General features: G+C 59.3%; 21 protein-coding genes. 8 read left to right on the top strand and 13 right to left on the bottom strand.

Annotated features, from left to right (window positions below; translation table 11 throughout):
• Positions 1-116: 116 nt before the first annotated feature.
• On the top strand, positions 117-698 hold the full coding sequence (gene phaR, locus ASD36_RS26070; RefSeq protein ID WP_037097124.1) for a polyhydroxyalkanoate synthesis repressor PhaR: 582 nt from the start codon (positions 117-119) through the stop codon (positions 696-698).
• A 53-nt stretch (positions 699-751) separates the two neighbouring features.
• Here the strand turns inward: phaR and ASD36_RS26075 are convergent, their stop codons facing one another.
• From ASD36_RS26075 to mtgA, 4 genes are all read right to left on the bottom strand, one after another.
• Positions 752-1,159: a hypothetical protein gene (locus ASD36_RS26075; protein WP_060502646.1), complete on the bottom strand. Its 408-nt coding sequence runs from the start codon at positions 1,157-1,159 to the stop codon at positions 752-754.
• A gap of 232 nt (positions 1,160-1,391) precedes the next feature.
• Complete coding sequence (gene rpmF, locus ASD36_RS26080; protein WP_060502645.1) at positions 1,392-1,577, bottom strand: 50S ribosomal protein L32; 186 nt, start codon at positions 1,575-1,577, stop codon at positions 1,392-1,394.
• A 159-nt stretch (positions 1,578-1,736) separates the two neighbouring features.
• Positions 1,737-2,384: a glutathione S-transferase family protein gene (locus ASD36_RS26085; protein WP_060502644.1), complete on the bottom strand. Its 648-nt coding sequence runs from the start codon at positions 2,382-2,384 to the stop codon at positions 1,737-1,739.
• A gap of 78 nt (positions 2,385-2,462) precedes the next feature.
• Positions 2,463-3,239, bottom strand: a complete 777-nt coding sequence (gene mtgA, locus ASD36_RS26090; protein WP_060502643.1) for a monofunctional biosynthetic peptidoglycan transglycosylase — start codon at positions 3,237-3,239, stop codon at positions 2,463-2,465.
• Positions 3,240-3,371: 132 nt separating this feature from the next.
• On the opposite strand from mtgA, the gene ASD36_RS26095 reads away from it, so the two are divergent.
• Together ASD36_RS26095 and ASD36_RS26100 are read left to right on the top strand one after the other, a co-directional pair.
• Entirely contained in the window at positions 3,372-4,280 is a 909-nt protein-coding gene (locus ASD36_RS26095) for a polyprenyl synthetase family protein (RefSeq protein ID WP_060502642.1), read from the top strand.
• Positions 4,281-4,447: 167 nt separating this feature from the next.
• The gene (locus ASD36_RS26100) at positions 4,448-5,086 is read left to right on the top strand and encodes a LysE family translocator (protein ID WP_060502641.1); all 639 of its coding nucleotides are present in this window, start codon (positions 4,448-4,450) and stop codon (positions 5,084-5,086) included.
• A gap of 1 nt (position 5,087) precedes the next feature.
• Here ASD36_RS26100 and ispG read toward each other — a convergent pair whose 3' ends face one another.
• The 4 genes from ispG to ASD36_RS26120 all read right to left on the bottom strand — a co-directional run bounded on the left by ispG (position 5,088) and on the right by ASD36_RS26120 (position 8,993).
• Positions 5,088-6,341, bottom strand: coding sequence for a flavodoxin-dependent (E)-4-hydroxy-3-methylbut-2-enyl-diphosphate synthase (gene ispG, locus ASD36_RS26105; RefSeq protein WP_037097109.1), 1,254 nt, complete (start codon positions 6,339-6,341; stop codon positions 5,088-5,090).
• 265 nt (positions 6,342-6,606) lie between these two features.
• Complete coding sequence (locus ASD36_RS26110; RefSeq protein WP_060502640.1) at positions 6,607-7,800, bottom strand: MFS transporter; 1,194 nt, start codon at positions 7,798-7,800, stop codon at positions 6,607-6,609.
• Between the two features lie 30 nt (positions 7,801-7,830).
• Positions 7,831-8,214, bottom strand: a complete 384-nt coding sequence (locus ASD36_RS26115) for a VOC family protein (protein WP_060512053.1) — start codon at positions 8,212-8,214, stop codon at positions 7,831-7,833.
• Complete coding sequence (locus tag ASD36_RS26120) at positions 8,211-8,993, bottom strand: DeoR/GlpR family DNA-binding transcription regulator (protein WP_060502638.1); 783 nt, start codon at positions 8,991-8,993, stop codon at positions 8,211-8,213. Before ASD36_RS26120 ends, ASD36_RS26115 begins: the two co-directional genes overlap by 4 nt.
• 307 nt (positions 8,994-9,300) lie before the next feature.
• Here ASD36_RS26120 and ASD36_RS26125 point away from each other — a divergent pair, with 307 nt between their 5' ends.
• From ASD36_RS26125 to ASD36_RS26135, 3 genes are all read left to right on the top strand, one after another.
• Positions 9,301-10,077 carry an amino acid ABC transporter substrate-binding protein gene (locus ASD36_RS26125; RefSeq protein ID WP_060502637.1) on the top strand — a complete coding sequence of 259 codons (777 nt, stop codon included), beginning with the start codon at positions 9,301-9,303 and terminating at the stop codon, positions 10,075-10,077.
• Positions 10,078-10,185: 108 nt separating this feature from the next.
• Entirely contained in the window at positions 10,186-10,866 is a 681-nt protein-coding gene (locus ASD36_RS26130) for an amino acid ABC transporter permease (protein ID WP_060502636.1), read from the top strand.
• Complete coding sequence (locus ASD36_RS26135) at positions 10,863-11,624, top strand: amino acid ABC transporter ATP-binding protein (RefSeq protein ID WP_060502635.1); 762 nt, start codon at positions 10,863-10,865, stop codon at positions 11,622-11,624. Before ASD36_RS26130 ends, ASD36_RS26135 begins: the two co-directional genes overlap by 4 nt.
• A gap of 83 nt (positions 11,625-11,707) precedes the next feature.
• Here the strand turns inward: ASD36_RS26135 and ASD36_RS26140 are convergent, their stop codons facing one another.
• The gene (locus ASD36_RS26140; RefSeq protein WP_060502634.1) at positions 11,708-12,616 is read right to left on the bottom strand and encodes a DMT family transporter; all 909 of its coding nucleotides are present in this window, start codon (positions 12,614-12,616) and stop codon (positions 11,708-11,710) included.
• A 79-nt stretch (positions 12,617-12,695) separates the two neighbouring features.
• On the opposite strand from ASD36_RS26140, the gene ASD36_RS26145 reads away from it, so the two are divergent.
• Entirely contained in the window at positions 12,696-13,382 is a 687-nt protein-coding gene (locus ASD36_RS26145) for a YafY family protein (protein WP_060502633.1), read from the top strand.
• A gap of 74 nt (positions 13,383-13,456) precedes the next feature.
• Here the strand turns inward: ASD36_RS26145 and pyc are convergent, their stop codons facing one another.
• From pyc to ASD36_RS30835, 3 genes are all read right to left on the bottom strand, one after another.
• On the bottom strand, positions 13,457-16,915 hold the full coding sequence (gene pyc, locus ASD36_RS26150; RefSeq protein ID WP_060502632.1) for a pyruvate carboxylase: 3,459 nt from the start codon (positions 16,913-16,915) through the stop codon (positions 13,457-13,459).
• Positions 16,916-17,029: 114 nt separating this feature from the next.
• Positions 17,030-17,770: a LuxR family transcriptional regulator gene (locus tag ASD36_RS26155; RefSeq protein ID WP_060502631.1), complete on the bottom strand. Its 741-nt coding sequence runs from the start codon at positions 17,768-17,770 to the stop codon at positions 17,030-17,032.
• A gap of 164 nt (positions 17,771-17,934) precedes the next feature.
• Positions 17,935-18,234: a hypothetical protein gene (locus ASD36_RS30835; RefSeq protein ID WP_156393923.1), complete on the bottom strand. Its 300-nt coding sequence runs from the start codon at positions 18,232-18,234 to the stop codon at positions 17,935-17,937.
• Between ASD36_RS30835 and ASD36_RS26160 the strand changes: the two genes are divergently transcribed.
• Positions 18,228-19,985, top strand: a complete 1,758-nt coding sequence (locus tag ASD36_RS26160; protein WP_060502630.1) for a glucan ABC transporter ATP-binding protein/ permease — start codon at positions 18,228-18,230, stop codon at positions 19,983-19,985. The two genes, ASD36_RS30835 and ASD36_RS26160, sit on opposite strands and share 7 nt — an antisense overlap.
• Before the next feature lie 49 nt (positions 19,986-20,034).
• Here ASD36_RS26160 and opgC read toward each other — a convergent pair whose 3' ends face one another.
• A complete protein-coding gene (gene opgC, locus ASD36_RS26165) occupies positions 20,035-21,198 on the bottom strand; it encodes an OpgC domain-containing protein (RefSeq protein ID WP_060502629.1) in 1,164 nt (387 codons plus the stop codon).
• Between the last annotated feature and the right edge of the window lie 81 nt (positions 21,199-21,279).

Raw genomic sequence — 21,279 nt, forward strand, 5'->3', positions numbered from 1 at the left:
CACGAGGCAAAATTTTGCACCTGCGTCCACGCAACGCACAAAGAGATTGTCAGAACCGGTTTTTTACGGGTACTCTGAAAAACATAATAAAGACGGGAGCATGGGAGGAGACCCATATGGCTAAACACGACGGTCAGATCGTAATCAAAAAATATGCCAACCGGAGGCTCTACAATACCGGAACGAGCACCTATGTGACGCTCGACGATCTCGCGGTGATGGTGAAAAAGGGAGAGGAATTCACTGTCCAGGACGCGAAGTCAGGCGATGACATCACCCATTCGGTGCTGACACAGATCATTTTCGAGCAGGAATCCAAGACGGGCAACACGCTTTTGCCGATCTCGTTCCTGCGCCAGTTGATCTCGTTTTATGGCGACCAGATGCAGATGGTGGTGCCGAGCTATCTCGAGCATTCGATGCAGGCATTTACCGACCAGCAATCGCAGATGCGCGAACAGATCAACAAGGCTTTTGGCGATACGCCGCTCGGCAAGAATCTGGCCGTGCCGATGCAATTGGTGGAAGAACAGGTCAAGCGCAATACCGACCTTTTCCATCAGGCCATGCAGATGTTTTCGCCCTTCATGGCAGCAGCGCCCGCCGCGAAGGAACCGCGCAAGGCGGAAGCCAAGGACATCGATGAGCTGAAGGAACAATTACGCGCCCTGCAGACGAAGCTGGAAAATCTCGGCTGACACCTTATGCCGCACGCCGCATCCGGCGGCTTGCGGCGCCGCCTGGAGCTTTATCAAAGGCCGATCGAAACATCCCGTCCTGCCGTGCGCATCGACACGGAGAAGCCGGCAATGACATCGATGAAGCTGATCGTCATCAGGATGAAGAAGACGTGGGTCGCGGCATTGGCGACCAGCAGGAACTCCACCAGAAAGACGATAAACAGAACCATCGAGAGCAGATGATCCATCAGCGCCTTGGAGCTGATGCGGGTTGCCTTGAGGATTTCGACGAAGAGCAGAACAAGCGCAATGACGATCATCAGATCGCCCATGCTCATCGTCCAGACGGCACCGGACAGCATCGTCATCGAGAAAACCGTGTTTTCGAAAACTGCGACACCGCCGCTTCCAAGCACGCCCATCATTCCAAGATTGTAGAGAATGAACGGCAGGATCAGTAACGGAACGGCGGCAATCATCAGCAATGGCTCCCAGTTTCTCGCGCCTGCCTCTCAAGGCGAAGCGTCGATCGATATGTGCCTTACAGCGCAGCAAGCGTCAAGAAAACGGCCACGGCTGGCGGATAGCGCAGGGATTTGGGAAAACTATGGCGGTGGAAGGGGAAAACGCCCCGCGCCACTCCCCGGCGGACAACGGAAAAAGGGCCGGCAAAAGCCAGCCCCTTCAATCACAGCCTGACGGCGCCGCTGATTAAGCGGAAGCCTTCGGGGTCAGAACCTGACGGCCGCGGTACATGCCTGTCTTCAGGTCGATGTGGTGCGGGCGGCGCAGTTCGCCGGAGTTCTTGTCTTCGACGTAGGTCGGGGTCTTCAGCGCGTCAGCGGAACGGCGCATACCGCGCTTGGACGGGCTTGTTTTTCTTTTAGGTACAGCCATTTCATACTCCACTTATCGGGCAAAACTCTGTTGATCGACCAGACCTTTGGCCGGGACAAACAGATGTCAATCTCGGAATTTGCCGGGCTTATACATGCCCAACAGGCGTTTGACCAGTCCCCACAGCTATTTTTTCGCTATGCCGGGCCTATGCCAGGATCAGGCCTCATCTTCCGATACGACCCAGGTTTCCTTCAGCGCCGCATCCTGCCACTTCTGGAAGGCCGGATGGGTCTTTACCGCATCCATATATTCGAGCGACACCGGATTGCGCGTAAGGTCGTAAACTTCGAAACGATTGACCACCGGCGCAAACATGGCGTCGGCTGCGGTAAAGCGGCCGAACAGGAAGGGGCCGCCGGAACGGGCCACCGCCTCGCGCCAGATCGTCTCGATCCGTTCGACATCCTTCAACACGCCATCCGGCAGAGCGATCGCCCGCTTTTCGCGGCGCATGTTCATCGGGCAGGCATTCCGCAAGGCCCCAAAGCCGGCGAGCATCTCCATCGAATAGCTGCGGGCAGCGGCACGTTCGGCTGGATCCACGGGCCAGAGTCCGGCATCCGGGAACAGCTCGGCTGCATACTCGATGATCGCCAGCGATTCCCAGACGCGAATATCACCATGATGCAGGACGGGGACGCGGCCTGTCGGTGAAATTTCCTTGAATTTCGGGTTTCCGGCCGGAAAGTCGAACGGAATGACGACATCCTCGAACGGCACGCCGCATGCTTCCAGCGCGAGCCACGGCCGGAGCGACCAGGAGGAATAGTTCTTGTTCCCAACATAGAGCGTGAGTTTGGTCATCGGTCTTCTCCGATCCAGGTAAACTAAGACTCGCTATAGACGACACCGTACCATCACAGCCAATGAAAAGACCTGATCTCACTCATAAAGGCATTTGATATATTCGCCGGACCGGCTGGCGCGGCGCTCGATGAGCGAGGCCAGACTGCGCAATCCACGGCCGGGTTTGCCGGCGTTCCGCTCGATCGGATTTGGCAGGGATACGGCGAGAAGTGCGGCCTGCCGCCGGGTCAGCTTGGCGGCGGGAACGCCGAAATGGTGCCTTGCCGCTGCTTCGGCGCCATAGATGCCAGGCCCCCACTCGGCGACATTGAGATAGAGTTCCATCATCCGCTCTTTGCTCCAGACGAAATCTGCCGCAAGCGCCAAAGGCAGCTCCATGCCCTTGCGGATGAACGAGCGGCCATTCCACAGGAAGAGGTTCTTGGCCGTCTGCATCGGGATCGTCGAGGCGCCACGCGTGGATTCGCCCTCCAGAGCATCCGTGACGACGCCGCGCATCTGCACCCAGTCAACGCCATCATGAATACAGAACTGGCCATCTTCCGACATCATCACCGACCGGACCAGATTGGGCGATATATCCTCGAAGGCGACCCACTGGCGGTCATAACCGCGGAGAAGCACGAGATCGCGCAACATCAGTGTTGAAATCGGATGGATGAAGCTCGGCGCGTAGAGGATGATCAGGACATAGGGCAACAGCACGAAGGCAACCGCGATCAATGCGATCTGCCGCCAGCGCCGCCGCAAGGCCTGACCCCATCCTCGCGAACGGCTGGAAGACACGTCCTCTTCCTCCCCCCGAGTTTCCGGTACGATGTCCACGCCTGAAACGCCCGCCTGATAATCCATCCAATTTTCATAGAGCAAGCACGGCTAAATTTGAATGGTTTTCTCGGCATTACACAGCAAGCCGCGCCTGCGGCTGCCGATATGGTAAAATCCCGTTGCCAGTGGGCGCACAGTCATGGCAAACAGCGCCGCATGAGCGAGACATCCTTCGAAATCCGCCTGAAGAGCAACGCCGCAGACATCGAGGCCTGCCTGACCGGCATTCTCGGCGAAAAACCGCAGGCAGACGAAATTACACGGCCGGCACCCCTCCTTGCTGCGATGCGCCACGGGGTCTTGAACGGCGGCAAGCGCCTGCGCCCATTCCTGGTCATAGAAAGCACCGCCTTTCTCGGTGGCGACCGGCAAGCGGCCCTGCGCGTCGGCGCAGCGCTTGAATGTGTCCACAGCTACTCACTTGTGCATGACGATCTCCCGGCCATGGACGACGACGACGTCCGCCGCGGCCAGCCGACCGTGCATATCGCCTATGGCGAAGCCAATGCGATCCTGGCCGGCGACAGCCTTCTGACACTCGCCTTCGACATCATCGCCGCCCCGGAGACCAACCTTCCCGATCGGCAGAAGACCGAGCTGGTGCTGGCGCTGGCGCGCGCCTCCGGCGTCGGCGGCATGGCCGGTGGACAAGTATTGGATCTGGCAGCCGAGACATCAGAACCGGACGAAGCGGCCATCGTCAGACTACAGGCGATGAAGACCGGAGCACTGATCCGCTTTGCCTGCGAAGCCGGCGCCATCATCGCCGGGGGCAGTGCCGATGAACGCTGGTTGATGCGAACTTATGGCGAAACCGTTGGTCTCGCGTTCCAGCTTGCCGACGATCTGCTGGATCTGACGGCGGATGCGGAGACCATGGGCAAGGCGACCGGCAAGGATGCGGCCCGGGGCAAGGGCACGCTGGTTTCGCTGCGCGGTCAGGCTTGGGCGGAAACCCGGTTGGCAGCGCTGGTCGCAGACGCTGCCGTCCTGCTTGAGCCATTCGGCACGCGCGCCGATATTCTCAACGAGACCGCCCGTTTCATCGCAAATCGCAACCACTGAACGGCCAAACGGTTCTGAGGGGCGGATGAGGTACAGGTGTAGCCAGACACCCCGCCCGCTCCGCCCGCCAAAATTGTCACCGCAACAAGAATGCGCATTCTCTTTCCATTCGTGACCGGCATGATGGCGGCCTGCCGCGCTTGAAAGCACCGCACCGGAGATTGCGCATGTCAAACCTTATGCCCTACCTGCCGCAACTGATGGTCGCCTGGGGCGCCTATATCATCGCCACCGCTTCGCCCGGACCTGCGATCGTGGCGATCATCTCCACCTCGATCAGCCGCGGCCGCGCCGGCGGACTGGCGCTGGCGGCGGGCGTTCTCACGGGCTCCTACACCTGGGCGATGCTGGCGGCTGCTGGGCTATCGGCCCTGATCCGCACATATGGCAACGCGCTCTTCATCCTGAAGATCGCGGGCGGGCTTTATCTGCTCTGGCTGGCGCTCAAGGCACTAAAAGCGGCGATGCGGAAAGAAACCGAAGCATCAGTACTGCTCGAAAAGCAGCCACCCTCGCTTCACCGCCTTTACCTCAAGGGCCTTGGCATCCACCTGACCAATCCAAAGGCGATCTTTTCCTGGCTGACGCTGGTTTCGCTCGGCACGCCGCAAGATGCGCCGCAGGTCATGCCGATCCTGATCGGCGGCTGCATGCTGCTCGGCGTCATCATCTTCATGGGGTTTGCATTGCTGTTTTCGATCGAGCCCGTGCACCGCGGCTACAAGAAGTCCCGCCGCTGGATAGAAGGTGCCATGGCCGGCTTTTTCGCCTTCGCCGGCCTGAAGCTGCTGACGGTAAAACTATAGCCTATTCGGCTGCAGCCTGACCCTGACCGAAACGCTTCTCGATATATTCACCGACAAGCGTCTCGAAATCACCGGCGATATTGGTGCCGCGGATCGTCAGCGCCTTCTTGCCATCGATATAGACGGGCGCGGCTGGAAGTTCGCCGGTACCGGGCAGCGAGATGCCGATATCGGCATGCTTGCTTTCACCTGGGCCATTGACGATGCAGCCCATGACCGCGACCTTCAGGCCTTCGACGCCCGGATATTTTTCACGCCAGACCGGCATGTTGCGGCGGATATCGCCCTCGATCTTCTGCGCCAGCTCCTGGAACACCGTCGAGGTGGTGCGTCCGCAGCCCGGACAGGCGGCAACGACCGGAATGAACTGGCGAAAGCCCATGACCTGCAGCAATTCCTGCGCCACCTGCACCTCACGGGTGCGGTCGCCGCCGGGCTCCGGCGTCAGAGAGATGCGGATCGTATCACCGATGCCCTGCTGCATGAGAATGCCCAGTGACGCAGCAGACGAAACGATGCCCTTCGAGCCCATTCCCGCTTCCGTCAGGCCCAAATGCAGAGCATGGTTGGAACGGGTCGACAACATCGCATAGCAGGCGATCAAATCCTGCACATTCGACACCTTGGCCGACAGGATGATGCGATTGCGCGGCAGGCCGATCTCCTCGGCAAGCTCTGCCGAAATCAGCGCCGACTGCACGATGGTCTCGCGCATCACCTGCTGGGCTGTCAGCGGAAAGCCGTTGGCCTGATTGTCGTCCATCATCTTGGTCAGGAGCTCCTGATCCAGCGATCCCCAGTTGACGCCGATACGGACCGGCTTGTCGAACTGGATGGCGCGCTCGATGATGTCGGCGAACTGTTTATCTTTCTTGGCCTTGAAGCCGACGTTGCCGGGATTGATGCGGTACTTTGCCAAGGCTTCGGCGCAGGCCGGATGGTCAGCCAGAAGCTTGTGGCCGATATAGTGGAAATCGCCAATCAGCGGCACATCGAGGCCAAGACGCTCGAGGCGCTCGCGAATCTTCGGCACGGCGGCAGCGCTTTCGTCGCGATCGACCGTGATGCGCACCAGTTCGGAACCGGCCCTGTGAAGAGCGGCGACCTGGGCAACGGTCGCATCGATATCCGCCGTATCGGTATTGGTCATCGACTGGACGACCACGGGCGCCGAGCCCCCGACGATCACCCCGCCAACATCGACGGCAACGGAGGCCCTGCGGGGTTGCGGTTCATAATCGAAGGCGGAAGACATGAAAGCCCCTTGCACGTGCTGTTGCGGCGACTTTCCCTGAGGTGGATGAGGAAAGCCGCCTTGTCAACGGCAACATCATTCATTGACGGCGATTTGATGTCTGCCATTGCCGATCGGTTCGTCCCAAGGCCCCCTCACCCTAACCCTCTCCCCGCGGGCGGGGAGAGGGGATGACGGAGTTTGCCGCAAGTCCCTTCTCCCCGTCCAGCGGGGAGAAGGTGGTCGACAGGCCGGATGAGGGGCCATTGCAAAGGCCAATCATCATTCAATCGTGCCCCTTCGGGTCGGCATGCACCGCATGATGCGAGAGCGCCAGAACGACGATGAACAGAATCGGCACGCAGGTGAAGATGATCGAGAAGCCTGTGTGCTCGGCAACAAAGCCGATCAGCGACGGGGCAAACAGCATTCCGGAATAGCCCATGAAGGTGGCGACCGACAAACCGATGCCCGGCGCCAGGCCCGGCATATTACCCGCAGCGGAAAACGCGATCGGCACCATGTTGGAAATACCGACACCGGCGAGCGCGAAGCCGAGGATGGCCAGCGGCGCATTGGGTGCCAGACCAGCAAGCATGAGCCCGACCAGCGCCGTCAGGGTGCAGACGCGCAGGGTTTTCACACCACCGAACCGGTCGCGGACATGGTCACCGGCAAAGCGCATGATCGCCATCGTCGCCGAGAAGGCCGCAAAACCAAAACCTGACATCGCAACCGATGCGCCAAGCTCATTGCGCAGATAGAGTGCGCCCCAATCGAGCACCGTGCCTTCCGGCACCATGGAAAACAGGGCCACCAGACCGATCAGCCAGGGCAGCGGGTTGGACGGCAGCCGCAGCTTCTGCTTGGCGGTATCGGGGTGTGGTTGATCAGCCAGGATCATCGGCCAGGCAACCGCCAGCACCGAAAGGCAGACCAGCGTGACGAGGATGGCATGCACATAGACGCCGAAATGCGCCATGATCAGGCCGCCACTCGCAGCGCCGATCAGGCCCCCGAGGCTCCAATAGGCATGGCAGGACGACATGATCGCCCGGCGCATCGACTTTTCCACTTCGACCGCATTGGCATTCATCGCCACGTCCATGGCGCCGACGAAACCGCCGAGCAGAAGCATGCCGAAAACAGCCGTCCAGACATTGGGAAGAAGCGTAAGGAGCAGAAGCAGCGGCGACAGAATGATCGCCGTCACCCTCACCACCTTCTGCGACCCCATCCGGGCGATGAAGCCACCGGCAATCGGCATCAATATCAACGAACCGATGCCGAAGGCGAGAATCAGCAGACCAAGCACGCTTTCGCTGATGCCGAGCTTTTCCTTGAATTCCGGGATTTTGGGCGCCCAGCTGCCGGTGACGAAACCGTTCATCAGGAAGAGCAGCGAGACGGCGAGGCGGCTCTTTGGCATGTAGCCTTGCCGGACGGCAGCCTGCGGCGATTTGGTAGTGTGTTGATCCATGGTCTCTTCCTGTAGAATTCAGTACCGGCGTCAGGCCGTGATTTCGATGGGATTGCCGTCGGGGTCGCTGAGGACGGCCTCGTAAAAGCCGTCGCCCGTCATGCGGGCCGGTGACAGAAGGATGCCGGATGCCGCCGCTTTCGTTGCCAAGGCATCGACAGCCTCGCGGCTGCCGAGAGACAGGGCCAGATGCGCGTAGCCTTGGCGCTCGCCTTGCTCCTCCTCGCCGTTGATCCAGGGCCCTTGCATCAATTCGATCGACGGCCCGTCCTTCAGATACAGAAATCGTGACGAGAAACCGGGGCGCCTTGCACTTTGATAGAGATCGCCAACTGTGGCGCCGAAGATTTCGGCCCAGAAGCGGCAGAGACGATCAAGGTCAGCGGTCCAGAGTGCGACATGGGCAATCCTCATGCTTTTGTTCCTCCTGCGTAAACGACTTTGATGCCTTGGCCCGCGTAAAGATCGGCGGCTTTTCGAACTGCATCATGCTCGACGATCAGCGTCGTGCATTCCTGCGCCGTAATGACCGCGTGTGGGGCAGAGGTGCCCAGCTTATCGTTGGTCACTGCCGCCAGAACCGCAGCACTGTTGCGGGCGACAAGTCGCTTGAATTCCGCATCCTCATACTCAATGGCCGTCAGTCCGGCATCAAGATCGACGCCGCAAACCCCGAGAATGCAGAGATCGGGCCGCAGCACGGAAACATCACGCTGTGCCTTGGCACCGATGGCAGCCCCGACCAGCCGGTCGATCTTGCCGCCGATCAAGATGATATCGATGTCCGGATTTTCCATGAGCGCAGACGCGATCAGCGGCGTATTGGTGACCGCCGTCAGTTCCAGACCAGCGGGAATCGCCTGTGCGATCGCGAGATTGGTCGAACTCGCGTCAAAGAAGACAGTCATACCGGCTTTGATAAAAGGAACGGCGGCGGCGGCAAGCGCCGCCTTGCGCTCGGGCGCTTCGCTGACACGCTGGGACAGCGTCGTGCCTCCAGGCACGAACGGCAACGCGCCGCCATAGACCCGCTCGCACAGGCCGGCAGCTGCCAGTTCGCGCAGATCCCTGCGGATCGTATCCTCGGAAACGTTGAATTCTTGCGCCAGATCAACCGCCAACACGCGGCCGGACAGCCGCAGGCGATCCTGAATCAGGCTTTGCCTCTGTCGTAAAAGAAGGTCTGTTTGCATGGCAAATTCAAATCACGCATGAATGAGTGCAAATCGGCATAAACGTGCATAATCCTCTTTTAGTGGTTTTTCAATCGATTTATGTGACGAATGTCGGAAATAGCAGCGGCGCCGCCGTAAAAAGTAGCACTCCGCCTTGATTTTAGCCGTCCGGCGCCAATTTTGGGTTGAAACGGCCTGAATTTGAGAAAAACCTTTCGCTCTTGCAGCGCACAATGAAGTTTTGTGTGCTGTCATGCGTCGGGCGGTATGCGATTGTCCCCTTCACACCGGCAGACGGGCCGGACCAAAAAGATGGAAAAACAAAATGAAATGGGTTCCCACACTTCTCGCCGCTGCTGCCTTCGCCCAGCTGGTTTCGTTCGGTACCGCTCACGCCGGTGAAAACCTCGAAGCCGTCAAGTCGGCTGGCGCGCTGAAGATCGGCACGGAAGGCACCTACGCTCCGTTCACCTATCATGACGAAAGCGGCAAGCTCGTCGGCTTCGACGTCGAAATCGGCGAAGCGGTCGCCAAGAAGCTGGGCGTCAAGGCCGAATTCCTCGAAGGCAAGTGGGACGGGCTGATCGCCGGCCTCGACGCCAACCGCTACGACGCCGTCATCAACCAGGTCGGCATCACCGAAGAGCGCAAGAAGAAGTACGACTTCTCCGAGCCCTATATCGCCTCCAAGGCCGTTTTGATCGTCAAGTCGGATAATGCCGACATCAAGGATTTCCCAGACCTGAAGGGCAAGAACGCGGCTCAGTCGCTGACCAGCAATTTCGGCAAGCTGGCAACGGCTTCCGGTGCTGAACTCGTCGGCACCGACGGTTTCGACCAGTCGATCCAGCTGGTTTTGACCGGCCGCGCCGATGCGACGATCAACGACAGCCTGTCCTTTCTCGACTTCAAGAAGAAGAAGCCCGATGCGCCGGTGAAAATCGCTGCCGAGCAGGCCAATGCCGACTATTCCGGCATCATCGTCCGCAAGGGCGAGCCTGAACTTCTCGAAGCCATCAACAAGGCGCTGGTCGACATCAAGGCCGATGGCACCTACGACGCCATCTCGCAGAAGTATTTCGGCGCAGACGTTTCGAAATAACCTTTAAAACGGCGCGGCGGGACAGGTTTCGCCGCGCCGTTCTGTGAACTATAAGACATGATCCGTTCCGGCATCCGGGGCGGATCATGTCGTTTGAAAGGCCCGCCCGTGCCCCCTTGGCTTCAACTGATGCTCGATTCACTCTGGCCGCTGCTACGCGCCGGGCTGATCTTCACCATTCCGCTGACACTGTTGTCGTTCACATTCGGACTGGCGCTGGGCCTATTAACTGCTGTCGTGCGGCTATTCGGCCCGCGGCCACTGGCCGCCGTAGCGCGGTTTTACGTCTGGGTCATTCGCGGTACGCCGCTGCTCGTCCAGCTCTTTGTGATTTTTTACGGGCTGCCCGCCGTCGGCATCCTGCTCGACGCCTTCCCGGCGGCCCTGATCGGCTTCACACTGAATATTGGCGCCTACACATCCGAAATTATCCGGGCGGTCATCTCGTCAGTGCCGCGCGGCCAGTGGGAGGCGGCCTATTCGATCGGCATGAGCTGGAGCCAAGCGATGCGGCGCACCATCCTGCCGCAGGCAGCACGTGTCGCCGTACCGCCTTTGTCGAATACCTTTATATCGCTGGTGAAAGATACGTCACTTGCGGCGGCGATCACGGTCCCCGAACTGTTCCAGACTGCGCAGCGCATTGTTGCCACCACCTATGAACCGTTGATCCTCTATATCGAGGCAGCCCTGCTCTATCTGGCCTTGAGCTCCGTTCTCTCCGCGCTGCAGGTCCGGCTGGAAAAACGCTTCGCCCGCTATGGCGGTTTCCTGGAGGCGCGCACATGATCGAGCTCACCCATATCGAAAAACGCTTCGGCGATAACGTCGTCCTGAAGGATATCAGCGTGCGGATTGCCGAAGGCACCGTGACTGCGCTGGTCGGCCCTTCCGGCGGCGGCAAGAGCACGATGCTGCGCTGCGTCAACCTTCTGGAAATCCCGACCGCCGGAACGATCCGGCTGGGCGAGGAAGAAATCACCTTCGAGCCGAACAGGAAGACAGGCTGGGACGCGATCCAGCGCCTGCGCCGCCAGACCGGCATGGTCTTCCAGAATTTCCAGCTTTTCCCGCATCAGACTGCCATTGAAAACGTCATGGAGGGCCTAGTCACGGTCTTGAAATGGCCGAAGGAGAAGGCAAGAGCCCGCGCACAGGAATTGCTCGAAAAGGTCGGCATGGCGCATAAGGCAGATGCCTGGCCCGCGACGCTCTCCGGTGGCCAGCAACAACGTGTTGCCATCGCCCGTGCGCTTGCCCCTTCGCCTCGTGTGCTGCTCTGCGACGAGCCGACCTCGGCGCTCGATCCGGAACTGGCGGAAGAAGTCGTCGAAGTGCTGAACCGGCTTGCAGCCGAAGGCACGACGATGATCATGGCGACCCACGACCTGCGCCTCGCCTCCAAGGTCGCCCACCAGGTCCTGTTCCTCGACGGAGGCCTGATCGTCGAGAGCGGCGCACCGAAAAACATCTTCCAGACGCCCGAACGGGATCGGACGAAAAAGTTCATCTCATCGCTGAGTGCGGGCAATAATTACGATATTTGACGATGAAATTGACGGTTTGTGTCTAACGCGCAACTCTAGCAATGCACCATTCGCTCAGCCGCAAGGGTTCAATACCGGGAGTTTTAGCGGCGGACGAAACTCTGACTTTGAGCCAGTGTCTTGCTCGCTTTGTGCTGCCGCTTCGATTTTTTCAAAACGTCAAAGATGACCGCCGCCATGACCAAGCTGCCTCCAACCCAGGTGGCCCAAGCGGGAAGCTCCCCGAAGGCCAGCCAGACCCAGAGCGGTGCGAGCGGGTTTTCCATGCTGCCTATGAGCGCGGAACGGGTTGCGGAAATCAGCCTCGTCCCGACCGTCATCAACAACAGTCCGAGCCCGAATTGGACAGTTCCGAACAGCACAAGATCAAACATGGCAGCCACCGTCACCTGCATGGGATCGGCGAATGGCAGGGCCACAAGTGCGCAGACAAAGGCAGATAGGCACGCAGCCGGAAGCATGGACACATGCCGGTTCTTGCGAATGACCACGATCATAGCTGCATACGATAGCGCCATCGCCGTCGCGAAGCCGTAGCCCGTCAGATAGCCAACGGAGGCTTGCGGATTGACAATAATCATGACGCCGACCAGCGCTGTGAGACTGGCAGCCCATGTCGTCCAGTCTTCCCGCTCCCCTGTAAAGATCAGGGCGAGCATGGCAGTCATGAACGGAATTGCGGCATGAATTGTCATGACGTCTGCTACTGGAGCCAGACGCAGCGCGTTGATGAAGCAAATCGTCGCGAGCGTGGACAGCATCATCACCCAAAGGCCGGGCGCCCCGATGGCGCGGATCGCTTCCCACAAGCCTTTCCGGTACCACCACGCAACATAAGCGCCGATGAAGAGCCCACCGAAGATTCCCCGCCAGAACAGAACAGTCCAGACATCGAGCGTAATCAATCGGGTGAAGTATCCAGACAAGCTGTAGGCAACCGCGGACCCTATAATCAGCAGCGTGCCGAGCCATTTGTTTTGATCGTCTTGCATTGTTGCCCCCTTGCGTCCGGGGCTTTGTACTCCGATGCTACTGACACCGTTTTGTCAGTGGTGTTTGGGAGGTTCATGCGTGCGCCGCGCCGATCGTCTTTTTGATATCATCCAGGCATTGCGCGGAAAGACGCAGCCCACAACAGCCTCTGCGCTGGCGCAAAAATTGGAAGTCACGACCCGAACCGTCTACCGCGACATTGCGACGTTGCAGGCACGCCGTATCCCAATCGAGGGAGAACCCGGGCTTGGATACTTCCTTCGCAAGGGGTTCGACCTCCCGCCGCTGATGTTTACGATGGAGGAGGTCGAGGCGATCACGGTTGGCGCCAACCTCGTGCATCGCATTCGCGATCCGAAACTGCAGGAAGCTGCGGAGAGTGTGCTGAACAAGCTTCAGCACACTGTACCGAAGGAGTTGCGCTCTTACCTGGCATCTCCGAGATTCTATGTATCGGAAGGGGATACAGTCCGCCCCGACGGGATCGAACTGCTCGCTGTGCGCAATGCCATCCGCACGTGCCGCAAGATCAATATCACCTATATTGACGAGCAGCAGCGCCGGTCGCGACGGACGATCTGGCCGATCGCCACGGTTTATTATGTCGATGTCACGCTGATTGCCGCATGGTGCGAGCTGCGCGAGGACTACCGGCATTTCCGCGCCGACCGCATAGCCATGTCTGAAGTGCTCGAAGAACGCTTTGCCACCGACAGCAGCGCGATGATGGCCGAATGGATGGCGAAGCGTTCGCTGAAACCTTAAGGTTCTGCGAGAAAATCTTTACCGCCGATCACGGCCGGGGTTTTACCCGGCCGTTTTGCATCGATAGGGAGGCATCAAGCCCCATAGACGATCAGAAGATCCTTGGTATCGATCTGGTCACCGGTCTTGACGAGAACTTCGGCGATCGTGCCGTCCTTTTCCGCATGCAGCGCCGTTTCCATCTTCATCGCTTCGATGGATAGCAGCACGTCGCCGGATTTGACCGCCTGTCCCGCGGATACCGAGACCGTCGAGATAACGCCCGGCATCGGCGCACCGAGATGGGCCGCATTGCCGAGATCGGCCTTGCGGCGGGCTGTGCTCGATGCCGCGCGGTTGCGGTCGGGAACCTTGATCAGGCGCGGCTGGCCGTTGATCTCGAAGAACACCTTGACCATTGCCTGCTCGTCCGGCTCGCTCATGGCCTGATGCTGGACGACCAGCGAGACGCCTTTTTCAAGCTCCGGCAGCAATTCTTCACCGGCGGTCAAACCGTAGAAATAGGCCGGTGTCGGAAGCACGCTAACCGGGCCATACGTGTCGGCGGCCAGCGCGTAGTCGGTGAAGACCTTCGGATACATCAGGTACGAAGCGAACTCGCAGTCGCTGACGGCGCGCTCCAGTTTGGTCTCGATCGCCTTGCGTTCGGCATCGAGGTCGGCGTCGGCAAGCAGCGAACCGGGACGTTCCGTATAGGGTTTTTCACCCTTCAGCGCCTTTTCCTGAAGCGCCTTCGGCCATCCGCCCGGAGGCTGACCGAGATCGCCCTTCAGCATCGACACGACCGAATCCGGGAAGGACACGTCCTTGGCCGGGTTCTTCACATCGGCAACCGTCAGATCCTGGGAGACCATCATCAGCGCCATATCGCCGACCACCTTGGATGACGGCGTTACCTTGACGATATCACCGAACATCTGGTTGGCATCGGCATAGGCCTGCGCCACCTGATGCCAGCGGGTTTCAAGACCGAGCGAGCGGGCCTGTTCCTTGAGATTGGTGAACTGGCCACCCGGCATTTCGTGCAGATAGACTTCCGATGCTGGCCCCTTGAGATCACTTTCGAACGCGGCGTACTGGTTGCGCACGGCCTCCCAGTAGAACGAGATGCGGCGGATCCATTCGGGATCGAGGCCCGGATCGCGTTCCGAGCCACGGAGGGCCTCGACGATTGAACCGAGGCAGGGCTGCGAAGTATTGCCGGAGAAAGCGTCCATCGCCGCATCGACGACATCGACACCGGCATCCACGGCAGCAAGGACGGTCGCGGCCGAGATGCCCGATGTATCATGCGTGTGGAAATGGATCGGCAAGTCGGTTGCTTCGCGCAACGCCTTGAACAGGACCGTGGCAGCAGCCGGCTTCAACAGGCCCGCCATGTCCTTCAGCGCGATCATGTGGGCGCCGGCCCGTTCAAGCTCTGCAGCCAGCGCGGTATAGTATTTCAGGTCGTACTTCGGGCGGGCGGAGTTGAGGATATCGCCGGTATAGCAGATCGCCGCCTCGCAGATCTTGTTCTCTTCCGCCACCGCATCCATCGAGACGCGCATGTTGTCGACCCAGTTCAGGCAATCGAACACGCGGAAAACGTCGATGCCGCCCCGAGCCGCCTGACGAACAAAATATTTGACGACATTGTCGGGATAGTTCTTGTAGCCGACGCCATTGGCACCGCGCAGCAGCATCTGCAGCAGCAGGTTCGGCGCATCCTCGCGCACCTTGGCAAGGCGCTCCCACGGATCTTCCGTCAGGAAGCGCATTGAAACGTCGAATGTCGCGCCGCCCCAGCATTCGAGCGAAAACAGCGTCGGCAGCGTGCGGGCATAGGTTCCGGCGATCCGGGCGATGTCATAGGTGCGCACGCGGGTGGCGAGCAGCGACTGATGGCCATCGCGCATCGTCGTATCGGTCAGGAGCACACGCTTTTCGGCGCGCACCCATTCGGCGAATTTCTTCGGCCCGAGCGCATCGAGCTTCTGCTTGGTGCCGTCAACGATCTCGCCCTGGCTGCGCGGGATGACCGGCTTTGCCGCATCGGCGCTGGGCTTCGGGCGGCCCTTGGCTTCCGGGTGGCCGTTGACGGTGACGTCAGCAAGATAGGTCAGCAGCTTGGTGGCACGGTCCTGGCGCTTGACCTGCTGGAACAGTTCCGGTGTCGTGTCGATGAACCGGGTCGTGTAGCTGTTATCCTTGAACTTCGGATGCGTGATGATCGCTTCAAGGAAGGTCAGGTTGGTGGCAACGCCGCGGATACGGAACTCGCGCAGGGCGCGGTCCATGCGGGCAATCGTCTCCTGCGGGCTCGGCGACCAGGCGGTAACCTTCACCAGCAGCGGATCGTAATAGCGGGTGATGACAGCGCCGGGATAGGCCGTACCGCCGTCGAGGCGGATGCCGAAGCCGGAGGCCGAACGGTAGCCGGTGATACGGCCATAGTCGGGAATGAAGTTCTGCTCGGGGTCTTCCGTGGTGATGCGGCACTGCAGGGCATGACCGTTGAGACGGATGTCTTCCTGTTTCGGAACGCCGGATTCCGGCGTGCCGATGGCAAAGCCTTCGAGAATATGGATCTGCGCCTTGACGATATCGATGCCGGTAACGACCTCGGTAACGGTGTGCTCGACCTGGATGCGCGGGTTGACTTCGATGAAGTAGAATTTGCCCGAGTCCATATCCATCAGATATTCGACGGTGCCGGCGCCGACATAGTTCGTCGCCTTGGCGATTTTTGTCGAATAGGACGCCAGCTCCTGCCGCTGGGCTTCACTCAGATACGGTGCCGGCGCGCGCTCGACGACTTTCTGGTTACGGCGCTGAACTGAACAGTCGCGCTCGAACAGATGCACGACATTGCCATGGGTATCGCCGAGAACCTGGCTTTCGACATGGCGCGCACGCTCGACCAGCTTTTCAAGATAGACCTCGTCCTTGCCGAAGGCGGCCATCGCCTCGCGTTTGGCTTCCGTCACCTCGCGGGCCAGATCCTTGGGATCGCGGATCGCCCGCATGCCGCGGCCGCCACCACCCCAGGAGGCCTTGAGCATGATTGGATAGCCGATCTCTTCAGCCATCTTGGCAACGGCTACCATGTCATCGGGAAGCGGGTCCGTGGCCGGCACGACCGGTACGCCGATCTCGATGGCGAGATTGCGCGCCGCCACCTTGTTGCCAAGCCGGCGCATCGTGTCCCCGGTCGGGCCGATGAAGATGATCCCGGCCGCCTTGCAGGCGTCGACAAATTCCGGGCTTTCGGACAGAAGGCCGTAGCCCGGATGAATGGCATCGGCACCGGACAGCTTGGCAACCCGGATGATTTCCTCGATCGACAGATAGCTTTCGATCGGGCCGAGATCACGGGCAAGATGCGGCCCACGCCCGACCTGATAGCTCTCGTCCGCCTTGAACCGGTGGAGCGCCAGCTTGTCCTCTTCCGCCCATATCGCAACCGTTTTTATTCCCAGTTCGTTTGCAGCGCGAAAGACGCGAATGGCAATTTCAGAACGGTTGGCGACAAGGATTTTGGAAATGGGCAAGTCGGACTCCTCAAGACTTGAAACACGGTAATGCTGCACCGCGAAAAGAATTATTAGCGTTTCATGACTTGAAGTTCAATTTCAGAGTGACGCCCGGGAAAGATTCATTTTCGATCAGGAAATCAGTCCCAGACGAAACGACAACGCCACGGCATGATGGCGATTTTTCGCGTTCAGCTTGTCCTGAATGCCATTCATGTACCAATCGACGGTATGAGTGGAGATATCGAGGATCTTGCTGATCTCGTTCGAAGTCATGCCGTCTGCCAGGTAGTGCAGAGCCTCCATCTCGCGGCGGGTCATCTGCACATCGACCGTGGATACCATTTCCGCAAGCACGGTCGGGTCGGAAAGCTCCAGCAGGCGCCAAAATATCTTCTTGGCAATGCCGTCAAAGATGCTCATTTCGACCGGGCTGAGATCGACGACACGACCGCCCAAAGTCATATTGCCAAGCAGACCCCGGCGTCCGTGAACAGGGAAGATATAGCCGTCATAGAGGCCATGGCCCCGCGCTTCGACCATCATGCGTTCCATACGCTTGCGATGCGGATCAGAGCGGAAGGCGACCAGCGTATCACGCCAGCGGAAACCGCGTTGCGCATGGCCGAGGTAGCGGATGGTCGGATCGATGATAACGTATTTTTTCTTGATGTAGATCTGCGGCCAGCCATCCGGCCAGCGGCCGGCAAGCAGCAGGCTCAACGGATTCTCGTCGGGCTTGGGTTGGCGGACAATTCCGTAATAATCGAAACCATAGTGGTCCATGAGACGCTCGAATTCCTGAACAATCTCATCCCTGCTTCGCATCTCGTCTATCAGTGCCAAAAATTGCACCAGCAACGTGATATTCATAAAGGCCCCTTCAAAATTTTTTAATCTCCAACCGCCCTGTGCGCCGCAACATGAATGTCCCGTTCAGCACCCATTCATGTTGCAATCGCGATAATCCGAGCATCAGTCATGCGACCACCTGGCACGGCATCGTCAACGAACTGCAAGGCGCGAAAAATAGCAAGCTATGAATGATCAACTTCAGGTGTCTGGAATTCCCAATCACCGCGCTGGTTTATCACAATCAAGTTTGCGCGCAGAAGCCAAAAAGATGACTTTCGTTGCCTGCGGGTCAAGAGAATTACAAACGGAAGGAAGAAGGCGTTCAGTTTTGGAATTTTCATTCCATCCACCAAAGATGAGAGAATGAATACCTTTTCCAAACGGGACTTTTCTTCCCTGGACCATTCCCCGCGATGCAAATGCCCTGTTGCTTTTTCATTGCACCGCAAACCAAATGCCCAAGAGGGATAAGACAGTGTCATTGTTCCAGATCTATGCAAGAGCGCTTCAGTATCTTGCCGTCCATAAGCTTCGTGTTTCAGCCATCGTTGCCGCCAACGTTGTCTTGGCTGTTATCACGATTGCCGAGCCCATTCTGTTCGGCCGCATCATCGACGCGATCACATCCAAACAAGCCGTCACCCCTATGCTGTTGATGTGGGCAGGTCTCGGCGTCTTCAACACGGTGGCCTTCGTGCTGGTCGCCCGCGAGGCTGACCGCCTGGCGCATACGCGCCGCTCGACGCTGATTACCGAAGCCTTCGGCCGGATCATCTCCATGCCGCTGTCCTGGCATACCCAGCGCGGCACGTCGAATGCCCTGCACACGCTCTTGCGCGCCTGCGAAACGCTGTTCGGCCTCTGGCTCGAATTCATGCGCCAGCATCTGGCGACTGCGGTGGCGCTCACACTTCTTGTTCCCACAGCCTTTGCCATGGACGTTCGCCTGTCGCTCGTTCTCGTCGTTCTCGGCGTGCTCTATGTGGTCGTCGGCAAGTTCGTCATGACCCGCACGAAGGAAGGTCAGGCTTCGGTCGAAGACCATTATCACACGGTCTTTTCCCACGTCTCCGACTCGATCAGCAACGTGTCCGTTGTGCATAGCTATAACCGTATCGAGGCTGAGACCCGTGAATTGAAGAACTTCACCCAGAAGCTGATCTCGGCCCAGCTGCCGGTTCTCGACTGGTGGGCATTGGCGAGTGCGCTGAACCGCATGGCTTCGACCATTTCGATGATGGCCATCCTCGTCATTGGCACGTTCCTCGTGCAAAAGGGCGAACTCGGTATCGGCGACGTCATTGCCTTCATCGGCTTTGCCGGCCTGCTGATTGGCCGCCTCGACCAGATGAAAGCCTTCGTGACGCAGATTTTCGAAGCCCGCGCCAAGCTCGAAGACTTCTTCGTGCTGGAAGATTCGGTGCGTGAACGCGAAGAGCCTGCCGATGCTGGCGAGTTGAACAATGTCCGCGGCGAAGTCGAATTCCGCGACGTTTCTTTCAACTTCGCCAACTCGACCGAAGGCATGCGCAACGTCTCGTTTACCGCCAAGGCCGGCCAGACAATCGCCATCGTCGGTCCGACCGGCGCCGGCAAGACGACGTTGGTCAACCTTCTGCAGCGCGTCCACGAGCCAGCCAGTGGCCAGATCCTTGTCGATGGCGTCGATATCTCGACCGTTACCCGCAAGTCGCTGCGCCGCTCGATCGCCACCGTGTTCCAGGATGCAGGCCTGCTCAACCGGTCGATCTGCGAGAACATCCGCCTCGGTCGTGAAGACGCATCGCTGGACGAAGTCATGGCCGCTGCCGAGGCTGCCGCCGCTGCCGACTTCATCGAAGGCCGCCAGGGCGGTTACGATACCCGCGTCGGCGAGCGTGGTAACCGGCTGTCCGGCGGCGAACGCCAGCGTATCGCCATTGCCCGGGCAATTCTGAAGAATGCGCCGATCCTGGTGCTGGATGAGGCGACGAGCGCGCTCGACGTCGAAACCGAGAACCGGGTGAAGGCTGCGATCGACAACCTGCGCAAGGACCGTACCACCTTCATCATCGCCCATCGCCTGTCGACGGTGCGCGAGGCCGATCTGGTGATCTTCATGGATCACGGCAAGATCGTCGAGATGGGCGGCTTCAACGAGCTCAGCCAGAGCAACGGCCGGTTCGCCTCCCTGCTCAGGGCAAGCGGTATCCTGACCGACGACGATGTGCGCAAGAGCCACGCCGCCGCCTGATACCAGGAGCAACCACCGAACTTGAAAAGGCCCCGCACAGGGGCCTTTTTTATGCCTTCGCCACCGAGAGCCGGGACAATCCACCGATCCAGTCGAGATACCGGGCATAGGCGAAGTGCAACCCGATGCCGGCAAGCACGAACAGCGAGCCCCAGAGCGGATCCCGGCCGGTGACGAACAGGAGCACCTGGCCGACCATCGCAAGAATAGTCCCGAAGATAAACACTGGCAGCGAATGCCGGCCGATCTGGACAAGCGGGTGGTCAATGCGCAGGCGCGTCAGGCGGCTGAACACCGGAAAGACCGCCAGCAGATAACCGAGCGCCAGAACGTGCAGCAGCCGCGTCAAGGACAGGAATGTCTTGTCAAAACCAGTCAGGACAGTTGGCAGGCCATAGGAGAAATCCAGGTTCCACCAGGACAAGAGCACCCAGAACAACGACAGCGTCACATAGCCCGCCGCTATCGCCACCAGCAGCGGATGGCGCTGTACCGGTTTGCCGGCCCGCGCCCGCATCATGCAGATCATCCCGATGACGAACAGGAACTGCCAGGACCAGGGATTGAGGAACCAGTAGCCTTCATCGAGAAAATTGATGGGCACGATGGTGAAGATACCTGCCGCAAGCCACAGGGCTGCCGATGCCATGAACAACAGGAAAGGGCTTCGCCCGTAGAGCCAGAGCATCGCGGGCAACAATAGGAAGACGACAGCGTACATCGACAGGATGTTGTTGTAGCCCAACTGGTGTCCGAGCAGCACCATGGCGACAATTCCTTGTTCGGTATGATCGACAAGCGGCTTGATGTTGATCTCGCCAATCAGGTCCTGACGGCCAAAATAGAGCGCCCCGCCGGCAAAGATCGCCAGCGTGATGATACTGGTCATGATATGTGCGATGTAGAGCGTGAACGCGCGGCGCCAGATCTTCAAACTGAGCGCAAGACGGTTGCCGATCGTGAATTTCCGCCCATAAGCCAGCCCGGCGGACAGCCCGGAGATCAGCACGAAGGCTTCAGCCGAATCCGAAAATCCGAAGTTTTTTGTGGTCAGGTATTCGAGATATTGCCCCGGCACATGATTGACGAAGATCGTCAGCAGACAAAGTGCCCGAAAGACGTCGAGACGCGTGTCGCGCTGTGAAGGAACAGTGTGGGCTTGCGCCATCTGCCTGTCATCGGCAGGCGGCTCGAATTGCAGCTTTTGAAGCATTCAGAATGGTCTCGTCCGAGTTCAGTGCCCCCTGCCCCCATTGACGCGATATTGATGCAGGCGATCAAAACGAAACCGGCC

Origin of the sequence: Rhizobium sp. Root1334, from assembly GCF_001426665.1 — a bacterium.
Classification (GTDB): domain Bacteria; phylum Pseudomonadota; class Alphaproteobacteria; order Rhizobiales; family Rhizobiaceae; genus Pararhizobium.

What these genes read in the sequence shown, in the direction of transcription:
- phaR (WP_037097124.1), top strand. Translation starts at nt 117, where the DNA reads ATGGCTAAACACGACGGTCAGATCGTAATCAAAAAATATGCCAACCGG.
- ASD36_RS26075 (WP_060502646.1), bottom strand. Translation starts at nt 1,159, where the DNA reads ATGATTGCCGCCGTTCCGTTACTGATCCTGCCGTTCATTCTCTACAAT.
- rpmF (WP_060502645.1), bottom strand. Translation starts at nt 1,577, where the DNA reads ATGGCTGTACCTAAAAGAAAAACAAGCCCGTCCAAGCGCGGTATGCGC.
- ASD36_RS26085 (WP_060502644.1), bottom strand. Translation starts at nt 2,384, where the DNA reads ATGACCAAACTCACGCTCTATGTTGGGAACAAGAACTATTCCTCCTGG.
- mtgA (WP_060502643.1), bottom strand. Translation starts at nt 3,239, where the DNA reads ATGGATTATCAGGCGGGCGTTTCAGGCGTGGACATCGTACCGGAAACT.
- ASD36_RS26095 (WP_060502642.1), top strand. Translation starts at nt 3,372, where the DNA reads ATGAGCGAGACATCCTTCGAAATCCGCCTGAAGAGCAACGCCGCAGAC.
- ASD36_RS26100 (WP_060502641.1), top strand. Translation starts at nt 4,448, where the DNA reads ATGTCAAACCTTATGCCCTACCTGCCGCAACTGATGGTCGCCTGGGGC.
- ispG (WP_037097109.1), bottom strand. Translation starts at nt 6,341, where the DNA reads ATGTCTTCCGCCTTCGATTATGAACCGCAACCCCGCAGGGCCTCCGTT.
- ASD36_RS26110 (WP_060502640.1), bottom strand. Translation starts at nt 7,800, where the DNA reads ATGGATCAACACACTACCAAATCGCCGCAGGCTGCCGTCCGGCAAGGC.
- ASD36_RS26115 (WP_060512053.1), bottom strand. Translation starts at nt 8,214, where the DNA reads ATGAGGATTGCCCATGTCGCACTCTGGACCGCTGACCTTGATCGTCTC.
- ASD36_RS26120 (WP_060502638.1), bottom strand. Translation starts at nt 8,993, where the DNA reads ATGCAAACAGACCTTCTTTTACGACAGAGGCAAAGCCTGATTCAGGAT.
- ASD36_RS26125 (WP_060502637.1), top strand. Translation starts at nt 9,301, where the DNA reads ATGAAATGGGTTCCCACACTTCTCGCCGCTGCTGCCTTCGCCCAGCTG.
- ASD36_RS26135 (WP_060502635.1), top strand. Translation starts at nt 10,863, where the DNA reads ATGATCGAGCTCACCCATATCGAAAAACGCTTCGGCGATAACGTCGTC.
- ASD36_RS26140 (WP_060502634.1), bottom strand. Translation starts at nt 12,616, where the DNA reads ATGCAAGACGATCAAAACAAATGGCTCGGCACGCTGCTGATTATAGGG.
- ASD36_RS26155 (WP_060502631.1), bottom strand. Translation starts at nt 17,770, where the DNA reads ATGAATATCACGTTGCTGGTGCAATTTTTGGCACTGATAGACGAGATG.
- ASD36_RS30835 (WP_156393923.1), bottom strand. Translation starts at nt 18,234, where the DNA reads ATGACACTGTCTTATCCCTCTTGGGCATTTGGTTTGCGGTGCAATGAA.
- opgC (WP_060502629.1), bottom strand. Translation starts at nt 21,198, where the DNA reads ATGCTTCAAAAGCTGCAATTCGAGCCGCCTGCCGATGACAGGCAGATG.